The organism is Echinicola vietnamensis DSM 17526 (assembly GCF_000325705.1).
Classification (GTDB): domain Bacteria; phylum Bacteroidota; class Bacteroidia; order Cytophagales; family Cyclobacteriaceae; genus Echinicola; species Echinicola vietnamensis.
Map to the genome: position 1 here is coordinate 3377637 of NC_019904.1, position 24041 is coordinate 3401677.

18 protein-coding genes are annotated in these 24041 nt (G+C 45.1%); 9 read left to right on the plus strand and 9 right to left on the minus strand.

Features of this window, described 5'->3' with window-relative positions; all coding sequences use genetic code 11:
- The gene (locus ECHVI_RS13765) at positions 1-957 is read left to right on the plus strand and encodes a glycosyltransferase (protein ID WP_015266613.1); all 957 of its coding nucleotides are present in this window, start codon (positions 1-3) and stop codon (positions 955-957) included.
- A gap of 136 nt (positions 958-1093) precedes the next feature.
- Here ECHVI_RS13765 and ECHVI_RS13770 read toward each other — a convergent pair whose 3' ends face one another.
- Genes ECHVI_RS13770 through ECHVI_RS13790 form a run of 5 tightly spaced genes read right to left on the minus strand, consistent with a single transcriptional unit; the run spans position 1094 to position 8205 of the window.
- Positions 1094-2368, minus strand: coding sequence for a M16 family metallopeptidase (locus tag ECHVI_RS13770; protein WP_015266614.1), 1275 nt, complete (start codon positions 2366-2368; stop codon positions 1094-1096).
- A complete protein-coding gene (porV, locus tag ECHVI_RS13775) occupies positions 2368-3585 on the minus strand; it encodes a type IX secretion system outer membrane channel protein PorV (protein WP_015266615.1) in 1218 nt (405 codons plus the stop codon). Before porV ends, ECHVI_RS13770 begins: the two co-directional genes overlap by 1 nt.
- Positions 3582-6821: a type IX secretion system sortase PorU gene (gene porU / locus ECHVI_RS13780; RefSeq protein ID WP_157501423.1), complete on the minus strand. Its 3240-nt coding sequence runs from the start codon at positions 6819-6821 to the stop codon at positions 3582-3584. Before porU ends, porV begins: the two co-directional genes overlap by 4 nt.
- A gap of 41 nt (positions 6822-6862) precedes the next feature.
- Positions 6863-7555, minus strand: a complete 693-nt coding sequence (gene pssA / locus ECHVI_RS13785; RefSeq protein WP_015266617.1) for a CDP-diacylglycerol--serine O-phosphatidyltransferase — start codon at positions 7553-7555, stop codon at positions 6863-6865.
- Entirely contained in the window at positions 7552-8205 is a 654-nt protein-coding gene (locus ECHVI_RS13790) for an MBL fold metallo-hydrolase (protein WP_015266618.1), read from the minus strand. Before ECHVI_RS13790 ends, pssA begins: the two co-directional genes overlap by 4 nt.
- A 57-nt stretch (positions 8206-8262) precedes the next feature.
- Here ECHVI_RS13790 and ECHVI_RS13795 point away from each other — a divergent pair, with 57 nt between their 5' ends.
- The 4 genes from ECHVI_RS13795 (at position 8263) to ECHVI_RS13810 (ending at position 14477) form a co-directional block, all read left to right on the plus strand.
- A complete protein-coding gene (locus tag ECHVI_RS13795) occupies positions 8263-9315 on the plus strand; it encodes an NAD(P)/FAD-dependent oxidoreductase (protein WP_015266619.1) in 1053 nt (350 codons plus the stop codon).
- 23 nt (positions 9316-9338) lie between these two features.
- On the plus strand, positions 9339-12641 hold the full coding sequence (locus ECHVI_RS13800) for a hypothetical protein (RefSeq protein ID WP_015266620.1): 3303 nt from the start codon (positions 9339-9341) through the stop codon (positions 12639-12641).
- A gap of 23 nt (positions 12642-12664) precedes the next feature.
- Positions 12665-13546 carry a YicC/YloC family endoribonuclease gene (locus tag ECHVI_RS13805; protein ID WP_015266621.1) on the plus strand — a complete coding sequence of 294 codons (882 nt, stop codon included), beginning with the start codon at positions 12665-12667 and terminating at the stop codon, positions 13544-13546.
- A gap of 136 nt (positions 13547-13682) precedes the next feature.
- A complete protein-coding gene (locus ECHVI_RS13810; RefSeq protein WP_015266622.1) occupies positions 13683-14477 on the plus strand; it encodes a thymidylate synthase in 795 nt (264 codons plus the stop codon).
- Positions 14478-15146: 669 nt separating this feature from the next.
- On the opposite strand, the gene ECHVI_RS13820 is transcribed toward ECHVI_RS13810, so the two are convergent.
- Complete coding sequence (locus ECHVI_RS13820; RefSeq protein WP_015266623.1) at positions 15147-15974, minus strand: aminotransferase class IV; 828 nt, start codon at positions 15972-15974, stop codon at positions 15147-15149.
- Positions 15975-16132: 158 nt separating this feature from the next.
- Here ECHVI_RS13820 and sdaAB point away from each other — a divergent pair, with 158 nt between their 5' ends.
- From sdaAB to ECHVI_RS13835, 3 genes are read left to right on the plus strand one after another with little or no spacing between them, the layout of a single operon-like run.
- A complete protein-coding gene (gene sdaAB / locus ECHVI_RS13825) occupies positions 16133-16810 on the plus strand; it encodes an L-serine ammonia-lyase, iron-sulfur-dependent subunit beta (RefSeq protein ID WP_015266624.1) in 678 nt (225 codons plus the stop codon).
- Between the two features lie 9 nt (positions 16811-16819).
- The gene (locus tag ECHVI_RS13830) at positions 16820-18166 is read left to right on the plus strand and encodes a TolC family protein (RefSeq protein WP_015266625.1); all 1347 of its coding nucleotides are present in this window, start codon (positions 16820-16822) and stop codon (positions 18164-18166) included.
- Between the two features lie 11 nt (positions 18167-18177).
- Complete coding sequence (locus ECHVI_RS13835) at positions 18178-19464, plus strand: efflux RND transporter periplasmic adaptor subunit (RefSeq protein ID WP_015266626.1); 1287 nt, start codon at positions 18178-18180, stop codon at positions 19462-19464.
- A 260-nt stretch (positions 19465-19724) separates the two neighbouring features.
- On the opposite strand, the gene ECHVI_RS13840 is transcribed toward ECHVI_RS13835, so the two are convergent.
- The 3 genes from ECHVI_RS13840 to ECHVI_RS13850 are packed head-to-tail and all read right to left on the minus strand — an operon-like array spanning position 19725 to position 21985.
- Entirely contained in the window at positions 19725-20594 is an 870-nt protein-coding gene (locus ECHVI_RS13840) for a substrate-binding domain-containing protein (protein WP_015266627.1), read from the minus strand.
- 48 nt (positions 20595-20642) lie between these two features.
- The gene (locus tag ECHVI_RS13845) at positions 20643-21572 is read right to left on the minus strand and encodes a hypothetical protein (protein ID WP_245553323.1); all 930 of its coding nucleotides are present in this window, start codon (positions 21570-21572) and stop codon (positions 20643-20645) included.
- The gene (locus tag ECHVI_RS13850; RefSeq protein WP_015266629.1) at positions 21548-21985 is read right to left on the minus strand and encodes a nucleoside deaminase; all 438 of its coding nucleotides are present in this window, start codon (positions 21983-21985) and stop codon (positions 21548-21550) included. Before ECHVI_RS13850 ends, ECHVI_RS13845 begins: the two co-directional genes overlap by 25 nt.
- 259 nt (positions 21986-22244) lie before the next feature.
- Here ECHVI_RS13850 and ECHVI_RS13855 point away from each other — a divergent pair, with 259 nt between their 5' ends.
- Positions 22245-24017, plus strand: a complete 1773-nt coding sequence (locus ECHVI_RS13855) for a sensor histidine kinase (protein WP_015266631.1) — start codon at positions 22245-22247, stop codon at positions 24015-24017.
- Positions 24018-24041 lie beyond the last annotated feature (24 nt).

The following is a 24041-nucleotide window of genomic DNA, read 5'->3' on the forward strand; positions in this document are numbered from 1 at the left end:
ATGGATGTACCATTGGTCAGTGTAATTGTCATTTGCCATAATCATGGCGATTATGTTTTTGAGGCGTTAAATAGTGTTTTGAGCCAAGAATATCCGTCCCTGGAAATGATCATAGTGGATAACGGGAGTCAGGACGGCAGCATAGACAAGATCAAAACCTGGCTTTGGATGAATGATAAGGAGCGATCGGTAAAGAGCTTTCTTTACGAACATCCTATTAACTACTGCGAGGCTTTTAATGAGGCCCTGGAAACAGCACAAGGGGATTACGTGATCGATTTGTCGGGAGATGATGTCTTGATCCCTAGTCATTTAGAAAAATCAGTTCAGGCACTGAGGCAATGCCCGGAGGCCGGCCTTTGCTCCAGCAATGCCAACCTGATAAACGAGGAAGGGAAGCATATCGATACTTTTTTTCCAGTAAACCAAAAAGGACATGTCATGGGGCAGGTGCCTGAGGGAGAGGTGTATGAGCGGGTCGTTATGCGATATTGTGTGTGCACTCCTACGATCGTATTTGATAGTGTCAAGCTAAAGCAGATTGGAGGGTATAATGAAGCCTTGGTTTATGAGGACTTTGATATTATGACCCGACTCGCCCGAAAATATCCGTTTGCATTTAGCGATCACATCGGCGTAAATAAACGGATACATGGAAAGGCATTTTCCCGCCAGCAGTACAAGACCAAATCTTCATCAATGCTTGACTCTACCGTAAAGGTCTGCAAAAACATTGCAATCATGAACAGGACGGGTTTTGAGCGGAAGGCCTTGATCTATCGGTGCGTGCATGAGGCCAAGCATGCCCTGGCATCAGCCAATTTTGGCCCTGCAGATGAGTTGCTCCATCTTGCCGAAAGCCTTGGAGCCAATGGATTGGCCGTTAAGCTTTTAAGGCTATGGCATGGGATGAAGCTTGATGTTTCGTTTTTGTATGAAAGGTTGAAAAAGTTATGACCTGGATTCTCTTGAAATAGCCCTCACTGCCGGTTCCTTGGCCGCCATCCTAATCACTGCTGAAGGCTTCCATTAGCCTGGCCAGATGGCTATCGGGGACGTTTTAAGGCTAATTATATCGGGCTGAGCTAATAAGCTATCCCACCACCACCTCGATGATATTGCCTGAGTCGAAGTATTTTTGACCTGCTTCCATGACCTGGTCGGGAGTGAAGTTCCTGAAAAATGTTAGCTGCTCTTCGTAGAAATCATAATCCAGTCCAGCGTAGTGAATGGCTTTATATCGATTGATCAGGTCAAAGGCATTGCTGAAACTGGACAGGAAATGGCCCGCCATGAAATTTCGGACAATCTCCAGCTCCTCTGGACAAACGGGGATGGTTTTTAATTTTTCTATTTCAGCATAGACTTCATGGATTACTTCATCAGCATAGCCTTTTTGGACATCAGCCATAACCACCCAGTAATCGGATTTTTCGAGGCTGCCGATCGAACTGTAAATGCCGTAGGTATAGCCTTTGTCTTCACGGATGTTTTTGATGAGTCGACTGCCAAAATAGCCACCCAAGATCGTATTGAAAACGGTTAAAGCATGATAATCCGGATGGGTTTTGGGGATCAGGTGCTGCCCTAAGCGGATACTGGACTGGACTGCCTTTTCCTTCACCTCGGAAAGTCGCTTTTCCGGCCAGACACTGAATTCATTAGGTTTTAGGAGGCTGTCCTGGATGAAGAGGTCTCCAAAAGCTTCCATGATGCGGGAAATTTCCAGTTCGTTTAGGTTTCCGATGACGAATAATTCTGGGCTGACCAGGAATTTTTCTTGGTAATAATTCGCTAATTTTTCTCTGGTAACGGCGTTTACATGTCGTTCTTCGGAAATAAAACCAAAAGGATGATCAGTGCCAAATAGTGCTTTTCTGTAAAGCTGGTTTGCCCGTGCACCGTTTTGTTCCTGCTGCATAGTAATGGTCAGCGCTTTTTGGGACTTTCGCTTTTCCAGTTCCTTTTCAGGGAATACAGCATCTGTCAGCAAAGACCTAAACACCGGTAAAACGCTCAGAAAATGTTTTTTGGTGGTCAACAGCGAAACACCTTGCTGTTCGAAGGTAGAGATGGTGTCCACTTCAGAAGCATAATGATCGAAGAAATTATCCAATTCTGGAGAATTCATATCCTTGGTACCTTCCAAAAGCATGTTTAGCGTAAAAAAGGGCACCAAGCCATCTTCTTCAGGTAACAGCTGTCTGTTGGATTCCGTGACAATTTCCAGTTTGATCGCATCGATTTCCGGTGTGGGGATAAAATATAACGGGATGCCGTTTTTTAGTGTCCGCTTGATAGGTTTGGTCAATGCTATCGTTTCCGGAATCTTAAATTCCGGCGCTATGGAGCGATCCAATACTGTCATTACTTCGGGATATTATAAGCCAGAGAGAATCTTAATGTCTCAGCCAACGGGTGATTTTGCTTTTGGGGAACCAAGTAGGAGAAGTCAAAGCCTAAGCGCTTAAGGTCAAATCCTACGCCCATGGTGAAATATTGTCTTCCGCCTTTATGCTTGTTTTCATAGAAATAGCCTGTTCTCAAGGCAAACTTTTCCGCGTATTCGTACTCCACACCAAAGGAGATCATCAGTTCCTGCATTTCTTCACTGAAGCCATCAGGGGCATCGGCAAAGGAGCCGAACATGGCGCTGAGGAGTTGGCGATCAGGGTCTTTACCACCATTTTCAGCGATTTCGGGTTTCCCATCAGGACCAATGATGAGCGAACCATCTTCATTGGTAGCATAGATCGGAGGGGTGGGGACCATTAACTTATTCAGGTCAAGGGCGAAAGTCAGGGTGTTGTTTTCATCAAGGGCTGTTTCGAGCGCGGTTCCTATCCGTAGGTTGGTAGGGATATAGTCGGCATCGTCAGAACTGTTATAGGTCAATTTTGGACCGATATTGCTGATATTGGCACCCCAAGACCAGTAGGCTTCCTTGTTGCTGAGGAGGATTTCTTTGCGTTGGTAAACGCCTACATCCACGCCTACGCTGATGCCGGGTTTGCTGTCTCCGTTTCCATTAGAGGAAATGTTTCCTGCGATATTGGAATGGATGAACCTGGCGGATATGCCCAGGGAAAGGGTCTCGGATAATTTTCTCGAATAATTGGTTCCAATGGCGATGTCCCGTGGATTAAACTGTCCAATATCCTGTCCAAACTGGTCGGTCAGCTGGATATCACCCATGTTAAAATAGCGCAAATCTATTCCGAAAGTGGACATGTCATCGATGCGCATATAACCGGTCAGATAGCTTAAGGACATATCGGGAACCAGTTTCCCGAGCCAAGGGGAATAGGATAGGGCAAATCCCATTTCATCTTCCGCGAAAGCCAGTTTGGCCGCATTCCAGTGGATCGAATTGGCATCAGGCGTGGTGGCCACACCGGCATCTCCCATGGCCGAATGTCTACTGTCAGGAGCAAAATTAAGAAAAGGCACTGCTGTGATGATGACCCTGCGTCCTTGGTCTTGACCAGAAACACGCACGGAATTTTGGGCTTTCGCCGAAAAAGCAGTAATCGAAAGTACAGTTAAAAAAGTAAGCGCCTTTAAATAATCACTTGATTTCTTCATTGAATATTTATTTTTCCTATTGCCTGGTCCGAGGTTCCGTCTCTTTCGCTTGTTAGCTGTAATTCGTAAATATAAGTTCCTTTTGCGGGAATTTTTGTCATGTCTCTTAAAAAAATCCATTCAAGATCAGGGATTTCAGTACTTGCTTTTGGATAACGTTTTTCCGTTGAATATATTTTCTTTCCAAGCAAATTATAAATCGTCAAGTACAAAATTATATTTTCATTAGGTCGATTATGTTTTATCTTGAAATAACTGATATCATTTGTAGGATTTGGATAATTAATAATTTCCTCAATCTTAATGTTTTCACTTCCGCTGACCTTAATTTTTAATGTCTGGGTGCTGGCATTGCCTGCATGATCATAGGCGGTTAATTCAAGCGTGTTGATTCCTTCTTCCAGTCCACCAATAGGCATTTCGATGATACCTTGCTGGTAGTTACCATGGATCGTGCGGTAATAGTTGTCCAATACAATAGGGGAGTTTCCGTTTACCTTCAGCATGATTCCCTGTCCGTTTTCCGAAGTCGTTTGGATGCCACTTTCATCCTTTAGGGACGCGATAAAGGTGATTTGTGTAGAGGAGACAGTGGTAGGGGATTGGATGGTGTCATTGGCAAACAGCCTGATCGATGGCCCTTCACGGTCATCGGGAGCTGAAAAAGTGCCTTCTTCAAGCGAAATGGCCTGGGCATTTATCGCTTCGAATGTACTGGATTCCGAACTTGCAAAAATCCTTATAATGCCATCTGATGGTCGGCCCAATGTGTCCTGTCCAACGAAGATCTCTGCCGTGAACTGGCCATTGGTGATGTTTCCACTGCCACGGTAGCGGATGTTGTTCAGTTCTTGGAAGGTACTTGCAGGGCCTTCATCTCCATTGGTTTTTACCGTGATCGGTTCGCCTAGTATTTCCAATAGAAAAGTGCCATCAAAATTATGCATAGGCAGCCCGGTGAGCGGATCCCGGACGGTTCCTGTGATCCTTGTGGGTTGGTGGGAGTAAAGGGTGTCTATTGCTGTTCCTTTTGCCGATGATACGGTCAAGTCAATGCTTAATTCTGGCCTGGCCAAACGAAGGCTGGGATCCCCTAAGAGGGAAAAGTTCCTGTTGTATGGGCCATTTAGGCTGTTGTTTTTGGTGGCCTTGAAAATATCCCCCAACTGCAATCCCTGACCTTCGTCGTTTTCCTGAAATGCCGAAATGAAGGCCTTGTTCAGGGAAAAGTTAATACTGCTAAACACAGGTCGGCCCGTAGTAAGCAGTGCAATGGCGCCTTTGTTTTTGGCGATCAGCAGTTCTTCTGCTCCTGATCGGAGATATGGGCTGTCGTGACGGCCAAATTCACAAGTAGCGGTAACGATCAGCGGAAAATGTTGGGTTTCTGGCCAGTTTTGTAGGTCCTGTACTTGAAAGATCCTTTCCGCCGCAAGGGTGTTATCATTGCCATGACCTATGTAATTGATGAGCAATGCTCCGTCTTCCATGCTTTCTGCCAATGCCGCCTTTGCTTCCGGTGCGGTTTGGAAACTTCCCTCTGCTACCTGTTTGAATGCATCCAGATACAGCTTCTGCACGTCATAGAATGGGCTGCTTTGATAAAGGGAAGCGGTGTGCGTTTCACTGTGGTCAAGGTGGACGTTGTAGTCTCCGTCATCGGCAACAAAAAGTAATTTTCGTTTCCATTTGCCTAGCTGGAGGGAGTGGGTTTCGTACTGGATGATCTTTTCCACGACGTTTCTAGCCTCCTGTGTGTTGGTCACGGGAAGTCGCCCCACGCCGATGGCAAGCGGCAGGTCGCCTGCTTCGGATTCGGCCCATTGGCCCTGCCCAAATTCCAAAAAACCAAAATAATCATCCGAACCAAAAGAAGTCAGGGGATGAAGGCTGTTCCTGCTGCTGTATGTGGGGACGAGGTTTGGGTGACCAGGGCTGATATGTTTATAGTCAAACGTCCCTTTTCCAAAAAGCAGTACATGCTGAAGGGTTTGGTGGCGGTGATATTGGTCGGCTAGGAAATTGCGGATGGCTGTAACATCCCTGGTGCCGTAATTATAGGCGTCATATATTTCTTGGGGCGTTACCACTGCCGTACTTATTCCGATACTGCGCTTAAAATCCGCCAGCTTATTGGCTTGGAAGCGAAGGGAGGGAGAGGTGATGACCACCAGTTCAGCAGGATTGATTTGACGGATGTTTTGGCTTATGCTTTGGAGTCCATGGATTTTAGGGGCCTTCATTGGATCGGCGATGGCCAAGCGTTGGTACGGCCGCAGATGCACGGTTCCTGCTGAGGTAGAGAGCTTTTCTGGCCGGTCAGACTGAGTGACATCCCAGTAAAGCAGGTGCTTTTTGGCGTCCAATGAAATGGGCTGTTCGTGGTTGAGGTTCATATAAATCCCCTCTTCCACATTAGCCGCTAGATGAGGCAGTCCCAGTAGAAAATAATCCAAGAAACCTACCGCATTTGGGTCACTGCTTTTTAGCTCGAGGTTAAACTGGGTGGGATTTCCCACGTCAACATGTCCTGTAAAACCAGATATGTGCTTTTCCCGCCCTTTTAGGCCATAAGTGGATGAAGGGATGGCAGAAATCACCGTGGAGAAAAACTCCTGTTGTCGACTCCTGATGCGCAAGGTCGCCTCACTGGTGGATTGGGCCAAAAGATTGGCATGATAGTAAATGGGCCCTTGATCGTATGGATCCACTTGCATGTTAAAAGAGGCAATTCCTCCAGCCCGAACCCTGTTTCCATACCACTTTCTTCCCGAAGAAAGCAAATTGATTGTTTCTTTCTTATAGGCGTAAAGGGCATAAAGCATGGCCTGTTCTGTAGTGAAGGTAGGGGCATCAGCTGGGGCAGGCAATTCAGACGACAGCCTTTTGGGAGCAGTAACATGGGTTTTGACAAGGTAATAAGCCGTATCAGTGTAGGAATGGTGGCGGTAATGGAGGCTGTCTCCTTCCGTCTTTATTTGGTGCGGACCTTCCAAGTAAACCAAAAGCTTCCCGTCCAGCAGCAGGGAAGGCAGTTCTTGGAGATGGAGCGATTCTTCCTCCAATTTTTGCGGTAACATGCCACTAGCACCATAAATGGCAATATTTTCCAACCGGGCATCCTTTAACTGCGGTAATTCTGCAAGGGATAGTTGATAGATGCCTGCTTTGGTGATGGGGAATTTAAAGTAGGAGGTTTGGCCAAAAACAAAAGGGACTGTTACGAACCATGTCAAACAGATTAAAGAAATGCTTCTCAGTATTTTCGCAAATGGTTTCATGCGGGGTGCAGCCTGCTCTCCACCAAAGAAAGCAAAATATAGCTGAGGATGATAAAGGGTACACCGGCCAATCCCAGCCATAACACACTTATGGCTCCGATGGCAATCACCAAGTATCGAAACACATTGTCTCCAAAGCTCAAATTTTTGAATTTCAGGGCGATAAGCGGGAGTTCTGCTGTCAGGAGGAACGCCAAGACCACCGTCAGCGAGAGCAGGAAATAACGGTTTTGGATCATGCTGCCTGCCCAGGCAAAATGTTCGGCAAGAAACGGCAGGGTGCAGATCAAGAGGGCATTTGCAGGAGTGGGAACGCCGATAAAGCGGTCTGACTGCCGCGTATCGATGTTGAACTTTGCTAGCCGCATGGCTGACTGAATGCCGATAATAAAAGCAAAGAAGGGGAGGTACCCATCAGGAAAAGGGACTTTCAATAATTGAAAGAGCACAAAGGACGGGAGCACCCCAAAGGTCACCAGGTCTGCCAAGGAATCCAGTTGCTTCCCGATTTCACTGTGCACCTTCAGAAGCCTGGCCACCATGCCGTCCAAAAAATCAAAAACAGCAGCGATCAGAATGAAATAGGTCGCCGCAAAGAGGTTGCCCTGAAGTACGAAGTATATCCCCGCCATGCCACTGGCAAGGTTCATACAGGTAATGGTGTTGGGGATGTGTTTTTTGATCTTCAAAATTGAGCGTTTTTACCTACGAATGGATTGTGGATCTTTTCATGCCCAATCAGGGTGGCCGGTCCATGTCCAGGATGGACTTTTACATCATCCGGAAGGGTGAAAAGCTTCGCTTTAATGGCATCAAGTAGGGTTTGATGGTCTCCACCGGGCAGATCTGTGCGACCAATACTCCCTTGAAACAAGGTGTCGCCACCGATACAGGTTTTACTTTCGGGATGGTAAAATACCACATGCCCCGGGGCGTGTCCCGGCACCCAGATGACTTCCAAGTCTGTCTCACCAAAGGTGACCTTATCCCCTTCTTCTAAATATTTTTCAGCCTTACATGGTGTATAGGCAGGGAATCCATAATTGGAAGCATAGGAACCAACAGCCATCAGCACGGGCTCATCCTTAGGGTGGATTTCAAGGGGCAAGCCATAGTTTTGGTTAATGAAAAAATTACCCAAAACATGATCAATATGACAATGGGTATTGAGTAACCGCACAGGACGAAGGTCATTGGATTGGAGGAACTGCTTTAATGTTTCTTGTTCTTCTTTAGCATAACAACCAGGGTCGATGATTACCGCTTCTTTGGTATCATCATACAGAACATAGCAGTTTTCTTGAAAAGGATTGAACGTGAAAGTTTGTACATTAAGCATTATCGAAACATTTGTGAATTCATGCCAAAATAACAAAGAAAGAAATTAATTTTGGGTATGGAAGTAGATTTTTTACTCATTGGACAGGGCATTGCAGGTACGGTTTTGTCCTATCGGTTGATTAAGTCAGGGAAGTCTGTTTTGGTGATCGATCAGGCAGCGGCAAACAACAGCAGTAGGGTAGCCGCTGGACTGTTTAACCCCATTACGGGGCGCAAAATGGTCAAAACCTGGCAGGCGGATCGTCTCTTTCCTGTCATAAAGCCCCTTTATGGTGAATTGGAAAGGTTACTGGAAAAGAAATTAATCTACGATAAAAACATCTATCGGCCTTTTTTCAGTATTGAGGAACAAAATGAATGGATGGGAAAGAGTTGTGATGCCGAAGTACAGGATTACCTGGAAGCAGTCAGGACACAGCCATTGTGTGAAGAAGTTGCCGATCCCTATGGAGGCATCATGCTCAAGAATTCCGGCTATTTGGACATCAATACACTGCTCGACGGGTATAGCAGCTGGTTGGCTGATAACGGTCAGTTAAAAAGAGACCATTTTGATGAAGGCATGTTGGAGCATCGTGAGGGGAAGTGGCATTATCAAGGGACAAAAGCTTCAGCAATCGTTTTTTGCAGTGGTCTGGGGGCAGCAAAAAGTTCGTACTTTGATTGGTTGCCTTTTGCGCCGGTAAAGGGAGAGATCCTGGAGATGGAAAGTGATTTTACGCCTGCAGAAATCATCAATAGAGGAGTTTTTAGGATCACCATGCCTGATGGACGGATCCGAGTAGGGTCCACCTACAGTTGGCATGATTTGGACCAAGGACCTACCGAACGGGGCAAGGAGGAGATATTGGAGCGACTGGAGAAGATCGTGCCCGGCCAAGCCGGAAAATTGTTGAGCCATCGAGTGGGAATTCGGCCTGCTACTAAGGACCGAAAACCATTTTTGGGAAAACATCCTGCTGCTGAAAGCGTTTATATCTTCAATGGATTTGGTGCGAAAGGCGTTTCTTTAGTACCTTATTACAGTAAGATCATGCTCGGGTTAATGTTGGAAGGTAGCGAACCTGAAAAAGATGTTAACATAAGTCGATTTTTTAAGTATATTTAAAACAAAGACAATAAAACAGATCAATGAAGGTAAAATTAGTTTTTATTTATTTTACACTACTCTGGCTAGGTTCCTATACTGTCTCCAACGCCCAATTTGACCAAGAACGTTTTGGCAAGAACAGAATACAGCACCACGAATTTGATTGGTATTTTTTTTCGTCCAATAATTTCGAGGTGTACTATTATGGAGGAGGTCGGGACAATGCCCGGATGGCCATAGATTATTTGGAAAATGAATTTGAGCGGATCACGCAGATGATCGGTTACGTCGCTTACACTAAACCAAAAATTTTCATATACAACAGTCGCGAGGAATGGCTTGAGAGTAACCTTGACCTAGAAGAGGAAAGCTATTCTGTCAATGGAGAAACCTTTTTTTCCAAGTTGATGGCCGAAGTGCCCTATACGGGTGACTGGGCATCTTTTAAGGAAGAATTATTGTACCGCACATCCAAGGTGATCATCGAGGAGATGCTGTATGGTAGCACCATCGCGGATGCTTTTCAGTCCAACCTGATCAACAGCTTTCCGGAATGGTTTATCGATGGAACAGCGCTTTATCTGGCCAAGGGCTGGAGTTTGGAAATGGATGACTACGTGAGGCATTACCTCAAAGGAAATGAAAACCCCAAACTTCATAAGCTTAATGAAAGGGAAGCAGCACTTGTCGGACAGTCTATTTGGAATTTTATTGTGCAAAAGTATGGGAAGCGATACGTTTCCAGTATCCTGAACCTAAGCCGGATCAATAGAAATGAAGAGAACAGTATTTCCAATACCTTGGGAGTAGGGTATAAAAGTTTTGCTGAGCAGTGGCGCGCCTATTACACGATGGTGAATGAGCCTGTTTTTTCGACATTTAAAGAACCTTCTACGGAAAATGTCATTGCCGCCACCAAGAAAAATGAAGATGGATCGATCAATGACATAAAGTTCAGCCCCGATGCAGAACATTTGGCTTATGTAATTAATAATAACGGTAAATTTAAAGTAATCGTCCGGAACCTTTCTTCCAACAATGAAGTGACGGTCTTTAAGGGAGGAACTTCCACCGATGACCAAGAGCCTAACTTTACCTCTCCGGTAATCGCCTGGCGTGACACCTTGAACCTGACCATTGCCACGTTTAAGCGAGGCCTGACTACCTTGCGAATGAGAAGTATTGATGGTAGCAGTCAGGATAAAATTTTTCTTCGAAACATCACTCAGATCAATAGCTTGGACTTTTCTCCAAATGGCAAAAACATGGTGTTGTCGGCCATGGCTGGAGGTAGGACCAATATCTACACGTTAAACCTAAGAGGCAGGGGCAGAAGGCTGACCAACGACGTCTTTGACGATATTACGCCTGTTTTTGTTAACGATTCGACCATCGTGTACGCTTCTAACCACACAGCCTTGCCAGATAGTGTGCTGACCCGTGCCCCGGATGTGCGGGAGTTGCCGGATTATTTTAACTTGTATAAACTGGAATTAGGAGACAGTTTGGTGACCACCAAGCTGACCAACATGAATTCCAAGAATTTCATGCCACGTCCGATGAATCAGAATTTCGTGCTTCACCTCAGCGACCAAAGTGGAATTTATAACCTTATGCGATATGGGCTGGGCAGTGAAGTTTCGAGCCAAGTTTCAGCCTTTAATACTAGCGTGGAGGCATTTGATTTTTCACCGATCATAAACAAATGGGCTTATGCATATAAGGATGGAACAGGTAGTAAATTGGTCCTGGAATCCTATCCCAATATCGATCAGTTTACGCCCGGAACTCCACGTATACAGCTAAATCAAGCCAAAAAGTTGAATGAGCGATTGGCAGAACGAAGATTGGAAAAGCAGCAAGAGGAAGAGACCGAGGAGAAAGAGGTAGAAGTTCCTAGGCGATTGGCACCTGAAGTAGAAGAACCGTTGACGATTGATTCCATCCCACCATCCTCCAATAATACTGGCGCCATTAATGTGGACCGTTTGCGGTTTGAGCACCACTCGGGCATCAACACGGAAAATTATAGTTTTGATACTGTGCCGACGCCAATAGAACAGCGGGAAGGCAGACTGGCTTCGGGGAAAAGTGATATTTTGGAGGCCTTTAGAAAGCAAAGTTTGAAAAATACGGTGAGGGGACCGAGGGACTATATGCCCCAAGTTCAGGCGAACAGTTTGCGAACGACCTTTGTAGTGGATCCTTTGAGAGGTTTTGGCCTAAACATCGAAGGGAAGATGACCGAGCTTTTAAACAATCATGTTTTCCAAGGCGGCATTATGACACCGCTGGATTTTAGGTCTGGAAGTGACGTTTATTTTGAGTATCAATACCTCAAAAGCAGGATCGACTATCGGGCTCGCTTTGACAGGAGGGCGTTGGTGATTTCGGAAGGGGACGTTACTTACCAACGCTATGTGCTTACGAAAGGAGAACTAGGGTTTTCCTATCCGTTTACAGAGCACACCAGGTTTACGGTTGCCCCTTTCTATGCCAAAACCCAATATTTTAACCTTAACCCCGACTCGTTGGTCTTGGGAAGTGAAGGTCCTCAAAATCGATTTGACGTAAATTATTTAGGAGGAAAAGCCGAGTTGGTGGTGGATAAGACCAGACTACTGGGGCTTCATATGGAGCAAGGCTTTAAGGGTAAGGTAGGGATTAAGCATTACCAAGGGATTGATGAAGGAGACCGGTCTTTCAGTAATGTTTACCTGGACTTGAGAAATTACCAGAAGATCCATAAGAACATCACGTTTGCGACCAAGCTCTTTGCGGGATCCTTTATGGGAAATAATCCCCAAAGTTATCTGGTGGGTGGTATGAAGAACTGGTTGTTCAATGAATTTTATGAACCACCATCCAATCGACCGGAGCCTTCGCCCGTAAGGAATAGAGATGGTGTGGAGAATTCCAATATTCTCTTCGCAGAGTTTGTGGACCTGAGAGGATATGATTATGATGAAATCCGAGGAAGGAATGTGGTGACTTTTTCCGCAGAGCTTAGAATTCCGTTATTTTCTTACTTGTCCCGTGGAAACATAGCCTCTAATTTCGTCAAGAACTTTCAGCTCGTAGGTTTCTATGATGCAGGGTCATCTTGGGATGATGCTGCTCCTTGGGAACGTGTCAATGACCAGAATACCGAGGTCATCAATACCGATGGTTCTCCTTTTAACATTACCCTCAATAACTTCAATAACCCGTGGCTACAAAGTTATGGTGCTGGACTTAGGACAGTATTGCTGAACTATTATGTGAAGTTTGATACGGCGTGGCCAATACGTAATTACGAAGTAGGTGACCCGAGGTTTTATGTCACCTTGGGATATAATTTCTAAAGTGAATTGTTTAAGTTTGCTACATGATTAAATCCATGACCGGCTATGGTGTAGCCAATTTTGAAAATGACCGCTATATTATCAGCGCGGAAATCAAGACGTTAAATTCCAAGTTTTTGGACTTTAACCTTCGCAGTCCCCGACAGTTTTCTGATCGAGAGATAGAAATCAGGGGGCTGGTGTCAGGTGTTTTGGAGAGGGGCAAAGTAAATCTCAACATTGAATTTACGGCCAAGTCCAGCACAAACCTTCCTGTGAGCATCAACCAGGAACTTTTTGAAACGTATTTTGACACCTACCAATCCATGGCCTCAAAAGTGGGCGTGAGCGACAGCAATGACTTGTTCCGGATGGCTATCCAAGCCCCGAATGTGGTTACCACCCTAACGGACAAATCCGATGATCAAGAAGAGTGGGATGCGGTAAAAAAGGTCGTGATGGAAGCTGCCCAAAAGTGCGATGACTTCCGTAAAGACGAAGGTGAAACCCTTTATCATAAGTTTAAGGAAAACTTGGACGTCATCACCAAAGGCCTGGATGAGATCCAAAAGGAAGAGCCCAATAGAAAAGAACGGATCAAGAACCGGATCAGAAACAACTTCAAGGATTGGATGGAGGAAAATTCCTTTGATGAAAATCGCTTTGAGCAGGAACTGATCTATTATTTTGAGAAGTTGGATATTACAGAAGAGATCGTCAGGCTATCCACGCACCTCAAATACTTCGATAAGACCATGTCGGCGCCTAACAGCCAAGGAAAGAAACTTGGGTTTATCAGTCAGGAGATTGGCAGGGAAATTAATACCATCGGTTCCAAGGCCAATGATGCGGCGATCCAGCGGCACGTGATCATCATGAAGGATGAGTTGGAGAAGATCAAAGAACAGGCACTGAATATTATTTAGGGTGCGGCCGAAGCCTGACCGCTAGTGCGCTCAGAAAACAGGCTTTAATGGGGATGATAAATTTCCATTACCGGCGGTGGACCTCCCAATATTCAATCACCTAAAGAACCAATTACACAATTCAGTAACGCATACCATGAAACAATATCATCAATTACTACAGCATATTCTGGACACAGGAGTTCAAAAAGGTGATCGTACCGGCACGGGCACGTTAAGTGTGTTTGGCTATCAGATGCGGTTTGACCTGCAAGAAGGCTTTCCTCTGGTGACAACCAAAAAGTGCCATTTGAAATCCATCATTTATGAATTGCTGTGGTTTTTGAAGGGGGATACCAATATCAAATACCTAAAGGATCATAAGGTTAGGATTTGGGATGAGTGGGCAGATGAAAATGGTGATTTGGGGCCGGTTTATGGCTACCAATGGAGACATTGGCCTGATGGAAAAGGCGGAGAAATTGACCAAATCAAGAACCTGATCCACCAGCTCAAAACCAATCCCAATTCCAGAAGGCTTTTGGTAAGCGCTTGGAATGTGGCCGATGTAGATCATATGGCTTTGCCTCCTTGCCATACCATGTTCCAGTTTTATGTGGCCGACGGAAAGCTTTCATGCCAGCTTTACCAGCGCAGTGCAGATGTATTTTTAGGCGTTCCTTTTAATATCGCTTCCTATGCGCTCTTTACGATGATGATTGCTCAGGCTTGTGATTTGCAGCCTGGTGAGTTTATCCATACGTTTGGCGATGCGCATTTATATTCCAATCATCTAGAACAGGCAAAACTACAGTTGACCCGCGAATGCAGGCCATTGCCCACGATGAAGATCAATCCGGAAGTGAAGGACCTGTTTTCCTTTGAATTTGAGGATTTTGAATTGCAGAACTATGATCCGCATCCCCACATCAAGGCAGAAGTGTCTGTTTAGGGAATGGTGAGAGGGAGAAATGGGATCAAGCCATATTTCTGGGGGACGAGGAATGTCAGACCAAGCCGATGGATTGTGGAGTGGAGAAAAAGTCTCCTTCAGAGGATTTAGGGGGAATTCCTCTCTTTACCTTTGTTACTATTTTCCTGCAGGTGAAAAAAGTAACCAAAAAACCCCGCTGCTGTGAGCGATTTCGGCTAAACCCAAAGACCTTACCGCGCGCAGGCGAACTCCTCCGTATGAGCTGCCGATTGGCCTTTTGCGCATCATCCCGTCAGGCCTGCCTACCGCAGGCAGGCATGCCTGCGCCTTTTGCCAGCCCGCTTCTTTGGTTTCTTCACGCCGAAATCCCTCAAGGCAGAAAAAAAGCTGAAATCGATAAAAGCGGGGCGGCTGGCTAGCGGGCGGAAGCTTTGCCATGTTTTGATTTCCTCCTGCGGCGGACAGGTTTTCGTTCTTTTATATCAAGAAAAAGGACAAGGAAGTCCCGTTGGCATCTGCTGTCGTCCGGTGATGGGGTGAGCGGAAAGTCCCCTTTAGGGGGGTAAGAGTAAAGGCACCAATTGATAATCATTCAAAATTCTTCATTTGTCATTCTTAATCCTCCCTCCCCATCCGACCAAGCTTTCCTCCAGCTTTTCCGCTTGATCCGGGAAATGACCGGTTTGGTTAGTTGAAGAGACTTTCTGCCTCCGCAATAGGGCTGGTGTCAAATTCCTTGCCTTCGATACGTTGTAAATAAGCTATCCCGGACACATTGGTAGTAAAGACTTGATCTGCGGAAAGCAGGTGATCTTCCGTGAATTCTCCTTCGATCAGTGGAATGCGTTGATGATTTAGGTGCTGGATCAATGCATTCCTTGATACACCAGCAATGCAGCTGCATGTTAGCGAGGGGGTATAAAAGGTGCCGTCTTTCTTCCAGAAAAGATTGGCAATGCCCGATTCGGAAATGAAGTTGGAAGTATCCTTCAGAATTACCTCATCCATTCCCTTTTCTTCACGTTCGATATTGGCCATCACGTAGGTGAGGGCATTTAAGGTCTTGCAATGCGACCAAGGGCTTTTGGGAACAGTAATGGAAGTACTGATAAATGTCTGCTGTTTTACCTTTGGTGGGGAAGTCGCTTGCTGAATACTGATCAATTCATCAGTCCCATTCTCTTGAGGGCTGTACTTTCCCAATCCGCTTCGATAAATATTCCATCTCACCCGCAAAAAAGCATGACTTCCAAATTGCCCCACCAGAAATGCTTCCAGTTCCCCAATGTGCTGCAAGCGGCGACCATTGATTTTTAATTGCTGTAGCCCCTCTGTGATCCTATTCCAATGGCCGTCACGAAATCGGATTTCACCTTCTTTGAATATCATGGTTTCAAACAGGCCATCACCAAAAAAAGATGCCCTATTGGCAAGGTGATCAGGAGCGGAAACATAACCGCCTTTTGGCGAGGGGGAAAACAAAAGTGTATCGTTATCGAACGTGTCACTGTTCATTATCGGTCATTCTAATGTGTTGCTTGATTATTTGTGGAGTGAATTTAAGTTAATTTCTATGGATAATGATTATGATTTGAGTATTTAAAACCATATTCAGTGATAATTGAATCTTAAGTATTAGATTAGCATAGTACTTGAAAATGTAAACCCCAAATATGACAAGAAAAAGTAGTGTCTTTGATATGATAGGCCCGGTGATGATAGGCCCTTCTTCCTCCCATACCGCTGGTGTGGTCAGGATCGCCAGGGCAGCAATCAAGGTGTTGGGTGGGATTCCTGATGATGCTGTGATCACATTTTATAATTCATTTGCCCGGACTTATGAAGGGCATGGTAGTGACAAGGCCATTATTGGAGGGCTTATGGATCTGAAAACTGATGATGCGCGAATAAAACAGGCCTTTGAACTTGCTGAAGCGCGCGGATTGACTTATATTTTTAAGTCGGTCGGGAACGCATCCGTTTTTCATCCCAATACGATCAAGCTAAACCTAACCAAGGGTGATCGGAAAGTAGAAGTCATAGGCGAGAGTTTGGGTGGTGGACTAATCAATATTAAGTCCATTGATGGGTTTCATGCCGAGTTTTCAGCTCAAGAGCATACTTTGATCATCAAAGCAGATGATGTTTCTGGTGCCATAGCCTTCATTACCAGTATTTTGGCGCAAGAACAGGCAAATATCGCCACAATGTCCGTTTCCAGAAAAGGCAAACGGGATATGGCCTGTCACGTGATAGAGATGGATTCTGGGCTTAATGCCATTACCATTAAGTATTTAGAGAGTATCAGTTGGATTCATGAACTAATTTACATTCCAGATATTGACCTATAGTTTTACATTATGATGAGAAAATTTTTTACTGCAGTAGTTTTCAGTTGCGGTTTTTTGGGTGCATTGCATGCACAGGATATTGCTTCTATGTCGTTGGAGGAGTGTATCCAGATCGGACTCGAAAATAATTTGGAGCTGCAGCGGAGTCTGCTTAACCAAACGAATAATGAAACCAATCTAAAGGAAGCAAAGCTTAGAAGGTATCCTTCCCTGTCTGCTTCTTCTTCCTATCGATATAACTGGGGTAGGTCCATTAACCCGGTCACCTCAGTGGCCTCTTTGGTGGATTTTGGTAGTGCAGGATTGAATGCATCCACCAACATGACCTTATATGCCGGTGGACAGATCAATAATTCCATTCAGCAGGCAAAAACAGACCTAGAGGTTGGCGAAAAGAATGTGGAGGCTGCCAGGAATAATATTACGCTAAACATTGTCAATTTATTTGTCAATGTAGTCTTCGCAAAGGAACAAGTAAACGTGGCCGAATCCCAATTAGAGGTGACCAGCCAACAGTTTGAAAGGACTCAAAAGCTCGTGGAAGCAGGGGCATTGCCGCTGTCCGATCAGTTGGATCTGGAAGCTCAAAATGCGACCAGTGCCATGGAGCTCACCAACGCGAAGAACAACCTGCGATTGGCTAAACTGAACCTTTCCCAAGCGATGCAATTACCATTCGAAGAGGAGTTTGATGTGGCTGTTCCAGAGCTGGAAGCAGAAAACTATATGATCAGCAATGACGATGTTGATGAGATTTTTTCCATAGCCGTCACGTTGATGCCTGAAATTGAAGCTGCCGAGCTGGGGATGGAAAGTGCTGAATATGGTGTAAAGATCGCCAAAGGTGGTTTGTTGCCCACTTTGGGATTAGGAGGAAGCATTGGGACTAATTACACCGATAATTTTGAGGATCCGCAAACGGGAGAACCACGGCCTTTTAAAGATCAGTTAAGTCTTAATTTAAATGAAGGCCTGGGGGTAAGTCTTAATGTTCCTATTTTTAACAACGGTAGTAACAGGGCTAGTTTACAGCGAGCAAGAGTGCAGAAGTACCTTAGTGAAATATCCGTTCAAGAGGCACGGAACCAACTGAGGCAAGATATCGAAACGGCTTATACCAATGCAGTGGCCTCTCGCCAATCATACGAGTCCTCCACGGTGCGGGTCTCGTCGCTGGAGGAAGCCTTCCGAATGGCCCAAAAGCGCTTTGAAGTAGGGGTGATCAATGCGGTGGATTTTCAAGTGGCACAAAACAACCTTTTTAATGCTCAGGCAGATTTACTGCAAGCAAAATATGAATATATTTTCAGGGTAAAGGTATTGGACTTTTACTTGGGCAATCCCCTAACATTATAACACGAAGAACCATGGCTAAGAAGAAATCAAACAAATTAATTTACATTTTGGGCGGAGTCGCAGGGGTGTTAATACTTTTTATCATCATTGGAAGGGCCCTCGGGTGGGTAGGTGGAGCTGCAGAGACGGAAGTAGAAACCACCAAGGCCTCCAAGAAGACCATCGTAGAAAAAGTCAGTGCCTCTGGGGTGATCGAACCTGAGACAGAGGTGAAATTGAGCCCGGACGTAGCGGGTGAGATCATTGAATTGAACATCAGTGAAGGTGATTCTGTGAAGCAGAACGACTTATTGGTGAAAATTCGGCCTGACAACTTCATTTCTGCATTGGACAGGACACGGGCAAATCTAAACCAGCAAAAGGCAAATTTGGCCCAATCCCAGGCGGCATTGAAACGCTCGGAAGCCCTATTTGATCGGGCCAAGCTACAGTACGAGCGAAATAAGTCACTTTATGAATCCAACGTTATTTCTGATTCGGAGTTTGAGCAGGCCACCGCGGATTATGTTTCGGCTGAAAACGACCTAAAAGCTGCCCAGCAATCGGTGGAAGCTGCCGAATACGTGGTGAAAAGCTCACAAGCTTCCGTGGAGGAAGCTAATGAGAATTTGCGACTGACAAATGTGTTTGCTCCTACCGATGGGATAGTGTCCAAGCTCCTTGTAGAAAAAGGGGAAAGGGTAGTGGGTACCCAGCAAATGGCCGGTACTGAAATGCTTCGAATTGCGGACTTGAGCGTGATGGAAGTCGTTGTGGATGTCAATGAAAATGATATTGTGAGAATATCTTTGGGGGACACGACGATCATTGAAGTAGATGCTTATTCACATACCGGTGAGAAGTTTACAGGGGTGGTCACTTCCATTGCCAATTCGGCCAATGAAAAAGCGACACAGGATGCGGTGACTGAATTTGAGGTGGAAATAAGGATCCTCAACGAATCCTATGAAAAATTGATTACCAAGGAAAACAGGTACCCCTTCAGACCCGGCATGACAGCCAGTGTGGAAATCATCACTGAGAAAAAAGCAGATGTGTTATCGGTACCGTTGGCGGCAGTGACTACCAGGGATGATATTCGGGTAGATTCCACCAATGCGGAGAGTGATCTACAAGAAATTATTTTCATGTCCGAAGGAAACAAAGCTCATCTTACCCGTGTCAAAACGGGAATCTCAGATTTTGAAAATATTGAAATACTAGAGGGGATCAAAGAAGGAGAAGAGTTGGTGTCAGGGCCGTACTTTGTGGTGAGCAAACAGTTGGAAGACGGGGATCTGATCAAGAAGACCAATTGATGAAAGGCGTTTTGTACGACGCTTGTGTTGAACTAACTGACTTATTGTTAAGGCAAAACAAAAATGAGCAATAAAGAGGGCCTTGGAGGGAATAGCTTCCAAGGCCTTTTTATGGTTTATCCCTAACCAAGCTTAGATGTAGGTTAAAGACGAAAATGGGGGGTGGAAAAGCACGAAGTCAGTAGTTGTGCCTCATTCATAGGATTAGCCCTGAGTGAAGCCCATGATGATATCCTCCAAGAATAGGACGTGATCATACTTTACAGCAACTTAACCAAGTTCGTATCTACCAATGTGTCTAAAGAAACCTTGGTGTCTATGAGTCCAAGTTCCCTTAAAATGTCCATGGTGTTATCCAGTGTAGATTTTTCCATTTCAGCTTGTGTAGCCCAAGTGGTTTGTGCTAACCATTCCTTTACATCTGGTTCTTGGAGTTGGTAGGTCTTGCTTAGCATTGAGGGCAATTGTGGGGTTGCTTTCAGTTTTTTGGACTGTGCATAAAGCTTGGAGAGAAGTTGAGGGATAATTTCACCATGCTCTTTCAGGAGTTTTTCATGCGCCACGATGACAAAACAGGGCCAAGGGGTAGGGATTTCATCAATTTTTCTAAACTGACCGCTATCTACCAATGGCTTGGTGGTGAATTTTTCCCAGAGAAAACCCTTAGGCTCCTGATTTGAGAAAGCAGCTAAGGCACCCTCCATATTTCCGACGACGTCAAACTGAAGGGTTTCGGGGTTCCAGCCGTTGTTTTTGGCCAGCAAATAGGTCATCAAATGCGAGCCAGAACCGTACCGGCTGATAAGAAATGGTGCTTCTTCGAGGTCACTGATACGTTGCACGGTAGATTTAGCGGGGACATGAATCCCCCAAGTAAGCGGAGAAAGCACATGATAACCGATGATTTTTCCAGGATTATCCTCAATCTTATCTTTGATAAAACTTTCTGTCAAAAGAATGGCAATGTCTGTTTTTTCTTCTTTGAGGGCCATGTTCATGGCGCCAGAACCTTTGGATTCGTCCTTCCATTCCAAGGTATATCCAGCAGCTTTAAAAGGTTGTTCTTCCACGAGCTTTAGCCAAGGGAAATTAAAGTGTTCCGGGACACCGGTTATTTTGATCGTTTTCATAGTTCAAAGATAAAAAGCAATTTTGATTTGGGAGGTGGGAGATAAAATTTAACTGTCATCCTGTTCGGTATTCCTTCCGATCATTTTCAAAAAATAGTACAACCCATGTAAGTGATCGACATGGTCAGGTGCTGAATTTCCGGCATAAGCTATAATCTGAAGGTTGCCTTTTGCAGTTTTGCCCAGCTGCTGCATGCCCATGGGGCCCTGTTGGAGTTGTGGGGTGAGTTTCAGGGAAAGGGACCGAATGAGATAATCGGCACATTCGGTGGTACTGGCGTAGGTTCCCGGAAATACGGCACTGTGCGTAAAGATGAAATAGGTCTCACCTGCGATGGATGATTTTGCATAATCCACAAAAGGAAACAGGTCATTTTGGTCAATTTCACCCCCTGCTGCTAGAGGAGTGCCCTTGGGAACATAATCGGCATGCATGCCGTCCAAAAGGATAATCCCACGGATCTTGGCCTTGTTTTCACTTCTTAAAATACTTCGGATGGCACCGTATCCAGCACTCCACCCCGAAAGGTATACAGCCCGAATGGGCTTTTCTATGGCATTGGATGCAGAAAGGAGAAGTTGCTCTAGGATTTTGGCATCTGAAAACTGGTCAGCATATATCGAAGAACCACTTCCTAAGTTTAGCGTGATGGCAGCCCAACCCGGATGGTTATGGACGGCATAATTAGCCGCTTGGGGCGAGCCATGAAAATGGATCAATAGGTTAAGGGAATCAGGAGCATGTTGTGTAGGCATGAAGAATTTCACCGTGGAAGGCAAGAGGTTGTCCCATTCCTCATAAACTCCCGGGAATTTTTTTTCAGGGACGCGATGGTGCGGTCTGATATTTTCTGTCATTGGAGAAGGGTTCTGAGCGGCCATTTTTGGTTGCTGCCTTGCCCAAACCGTTAAATGAATGATCGTAAAACTCCAAAGGAAGATTACCGTTTTGATCATTTGCCAATATCTTCGTTCCATAAATCAGGGTGGTCATGGATAAACTTTTTCATTAAATCAATACATGTCTGGTCATTTTTCACGATGATCTTCACTCCTCGGGATGCGAGTAAGTCTTCTTCGCCCTGAAAAGTAAGGTTTTCGCCGATAACGACTTGGGGTATTCCGTACAAGAGGATGGCTCCCGTACACATAGGGCAAGGGGAGAGCGTGGTGTAAAGGGTACTTTCTTGGTACACCTTGGCAGACAACCTGCCTGCATTTTCAAGCGCATCCATCTCACCATGGAGGATGGTACTGCCTTTTTGAATCCTCCTGTTATGTCCACGTCCAATGATGCTGCCTTTGTGCACGAGGACAGATCCAATGGGAATTCCTCCTTCTTCTAGCCCTTTTTGGGCTTCTCTGATAGCCTCTTGTAAGTGTTTGTCCATAGTGAATGTATATTAAGGATACTCAATATACAATTTTATAGGTGTTACATCTTTGAAAAAAAAGAATGGGAATGACCTGTGCTCCTGAAAATAAAGAAATCCGATCCACAAAAGGCTTTTGATGCACTCGCTAAGGGGCGGTAGTGGGGTGAGTTTCGTGCCAACATGGTGTAAAATGGCGGATAATTGTAATACAATAAACATTTATTGCTAGATTTATACAATTAATACCATTATCACCTCGTTTGCTTTGTCTTAAATGGAGTTTTCACTAAGTCCCTACTCACTCTCTTTACTGGTTTTTGCAGTAATCGTTTTGCTATTGGCAGTGTTTCTCTTTACGCGATTGAGTAAGGAGGTACGGTGGTTTGGGGCAATGATGATCGCCGTGGCCATTTGGGCTGCCAGTGATGGGATAATGGTGGGAATGGACGATTTGGAAGCCATGTTATGGGTGGTGGATGTGGAGTATATCGGCATTACCTTAGTTCCTGTCTTTTGGTTGCTTTTTGTGCTGAAGTTTGTAGGGAAAGAGGCTTGGCTTAACCCGAGGTGGATGGTTTGCCAGTTTATCTTTCCGGTCATTTCCATGGTAATGGTGTGGACCAATGGCCTTCACCATCTCCATTACCAAAGAGCAGAAGTGGTAGAAATAAATGGCCTTTTCGGGCTGCTTACAGCGAAAGGCCCGTGGTATATCATTCATACCAGTTATTTTTACCTAGCCATTGGCTATGGTGTTTACCTGTTGATCAAGCGGTATTTTAATACCAAAGGGATTTACCAGAAGCAGACGTTAATCATACTTTTTGGGACGATGGTTCCTTGGATTGCCAATATTTTAGTGGTTTTTCAGGTAGAGCCGTTCAATGGAATAGATCCCACACCACATGCTTTTATGGTAACGTGTCTGATTGTGTTTGGTGGTTTTCTCAAAGTGGGACTGTTTGATGTAAAACCCATCGCCCGTAACATTGTGGTGGAATCCATGCGGAATGGCATGTTGGTAATTGATGGTGAGCGTCGAATAGTAGATGTAAACCCTTGCTTTACCAAGCTTATCAATAAGAAGGCCGAGCATGTTATCGGCTTACATGTAAGCCGCTTACCGTTTGAATGGCAGGACTGGGAACGGATATTGGAAAGTGAAGATGAACTGGCTGTGGAAAAGATGATCGTGGTGGACGGCGTGGAGCGATATTTTGAGGTGTCCAGCAAGATTTTGAAGGAAGGAGGTAGAAAATATCAGGGAAGGTTGATCCTTTTAAGGGATATCACCCAGTTTATCCATGATCAACAGCGTCTGGAACTTCAAGCCAAGGAGTTGATGGAGCTGAATGCAACCAAAGATCGGTTTTTATCCATTGTCTCACATGATTTGCGTAATCCAGTGCATTCCCTTTCCCAGTTTCTCGAGATGGTGGAATATGGGTGGGTCAAGGATGACGAGTTCCGGTCCATGCTGCCTTCTTTTTCCAAAAACTTGAAAGATGTTTCCAGCTTCATGGAGAATTTGCTGGAGTGGGCACAGACCCAATTGAAGGGCGAGTCCGTTGAAGCGGTAAAAATAGATCTCGAGGAAGAAGTGGAAGCGGTGGTTGCATTGTTTAAAAATCACCTGGATACCAAAGGTGTACAGCTAAAAATAATCGCAGGGGCCCCAACCTATGCTTTTGGAGATTTAAATATGATGAGGCTAGTGATCCGGAACCTTATCAGCAATGCGATAAAATTCTGCCATAAAGGGGATGAAATTATCGTGAAATTGATTTCAAAGGGATCCGAAATAGAAGTGATCGTGGAAGATACAGGAGTGGGGATCTCCAAGGAAAATGTAGATAAGATATTTTCAAGCAGTTTTTTTACCACTACCGGTACCCAAAATGAAAAAGGTACTGGTTTAGGGTTATTGCTTTGTAAGGATTTTGTAGAGAAAAATGACGGGGAAATTGGTGTAGAAAGCGAGCTAGGGAAAGGTACCCGCTTTCATTTTACCATTCCACAGTTTGAGCCCAAGATGGCATCTTCGTAGACTTAAGGTTGGACCAGATGGGCT

Excerpts from the sequence above, each read along its gene's own strand:
- ECHVI_RS13810 (WP_015266622.1), top strand. The coding sequence starts at position 13,683 with ATGAAACAATATCATCAATTACTACAGCATATTCTGGACACAGGAGTT.
- ECHVI_RS13830 (WP_015266625.1), top strand. The coding sequence starts at position 16,820 with ATGATGAGAAAATTTTTTACTGCAGTAGTTTTCAGTTGCGGTTTTTTG.
- ECHVI_RS13800 (WP_015266620.1), top strand. The coding sequence starts at position 9,339 with ATGAAGGTAAAATTAGTTTTTATTTATTTTACACTACTCTGGCTAGGT.
- ECHVI_RS13795 (WP_015266619.1), top strand. The coding sequence starts at position 8,263 with ATGGAAGTAGATTTTTTACTCATTGGACAGGGCATTGCAGGTACGGTT.
- ECHVI_RS13820 (WP_015266623.1), bottom strand. The coding sequence starts at position 15,974 with ATGAACAGTGACACGTTCGATAACGATACACTTTTGTTTTCCCCCTCG.
- ECHVI_RS13840 (WP_015266627.1), bottom strand. The coding sequence starts at position 20,594 with ATGAAAACGATCAAAATAACCGGTGTCCCGGAACACTTTAATTTCCCT.
- ECHVI_RS13845 (WP_245553323.1), bottom strand. The coding sequence starts at position 21,572 with ATGGAACGAAGATATTGGCAAATGATCAAAACGGTAATCTTCCTTTGG.
- ECHVI_RS13855 (WP_015266631.1), top strand. The coding sequence starts at position 22,245 with ATGGAGTTTTCACTAAGTCCCTACTCACTCTCTTTACTGGTTTTTGCA.
- ECHVI_RS13850 (WP_015266629.1), bottom strand. The coding sequence starts at position 21,985 with ATGGACAAACACTTACAAGAGGCTATCAGAGAAGCCCAAAAAGGGCTA.
- ECHVI_RS13835 (WP_015266626.1), top strand. The coding sequence starts at position 18,178 with ATGGCTAAGAAGAAATCAAACAAATTAATTTACATTTTGGGCGGAGTC.
- ECHVI_RS13790 (WP_015266618.1), bottom strand. The coding sequence starts at position 8,205 with ATGCTTAATGTACAAACTTTCACGTTCAATCCTTTTCAAGAAAACTGC.
- ECHVI_RS13765 (WP_015266613.1), top strand. The coding sequence starts at position 1 with ATGGATGTACCATTGGTCAGTGTAATTGTCATTTGCCATAATCATGGC.
- sdaAB (WP_015266624.1), top strand. The coding sequence starts at position 16,133 with ATGACAAGAAAAAGTAGTGTCTTTGATATGATAGGCCCGGTGATGATA.
- porV (WP_015266615.1), bottom strand. The coding sequence starts at position 3,585 with ATGAAGAAATCAAGTGATTATTTAAAGGCGCTTACTTTTTTAACTGTA.
- ECHVI_RS13770 (WP_015266614.1), bottom strand. The coding sequence starts at position 2,368 with ATGACAGTATTGGATCGCTCCATAGCGCCGGAATTTAAGATTCCGGAA.
- ECHVI_RS13805 (WP_015266621.1), top strand. The coding sequence starts at position 12,665 with ATGATTAAATCCATGACCGGCTATGGTGTAGCCAATTTTGAAAATGAC.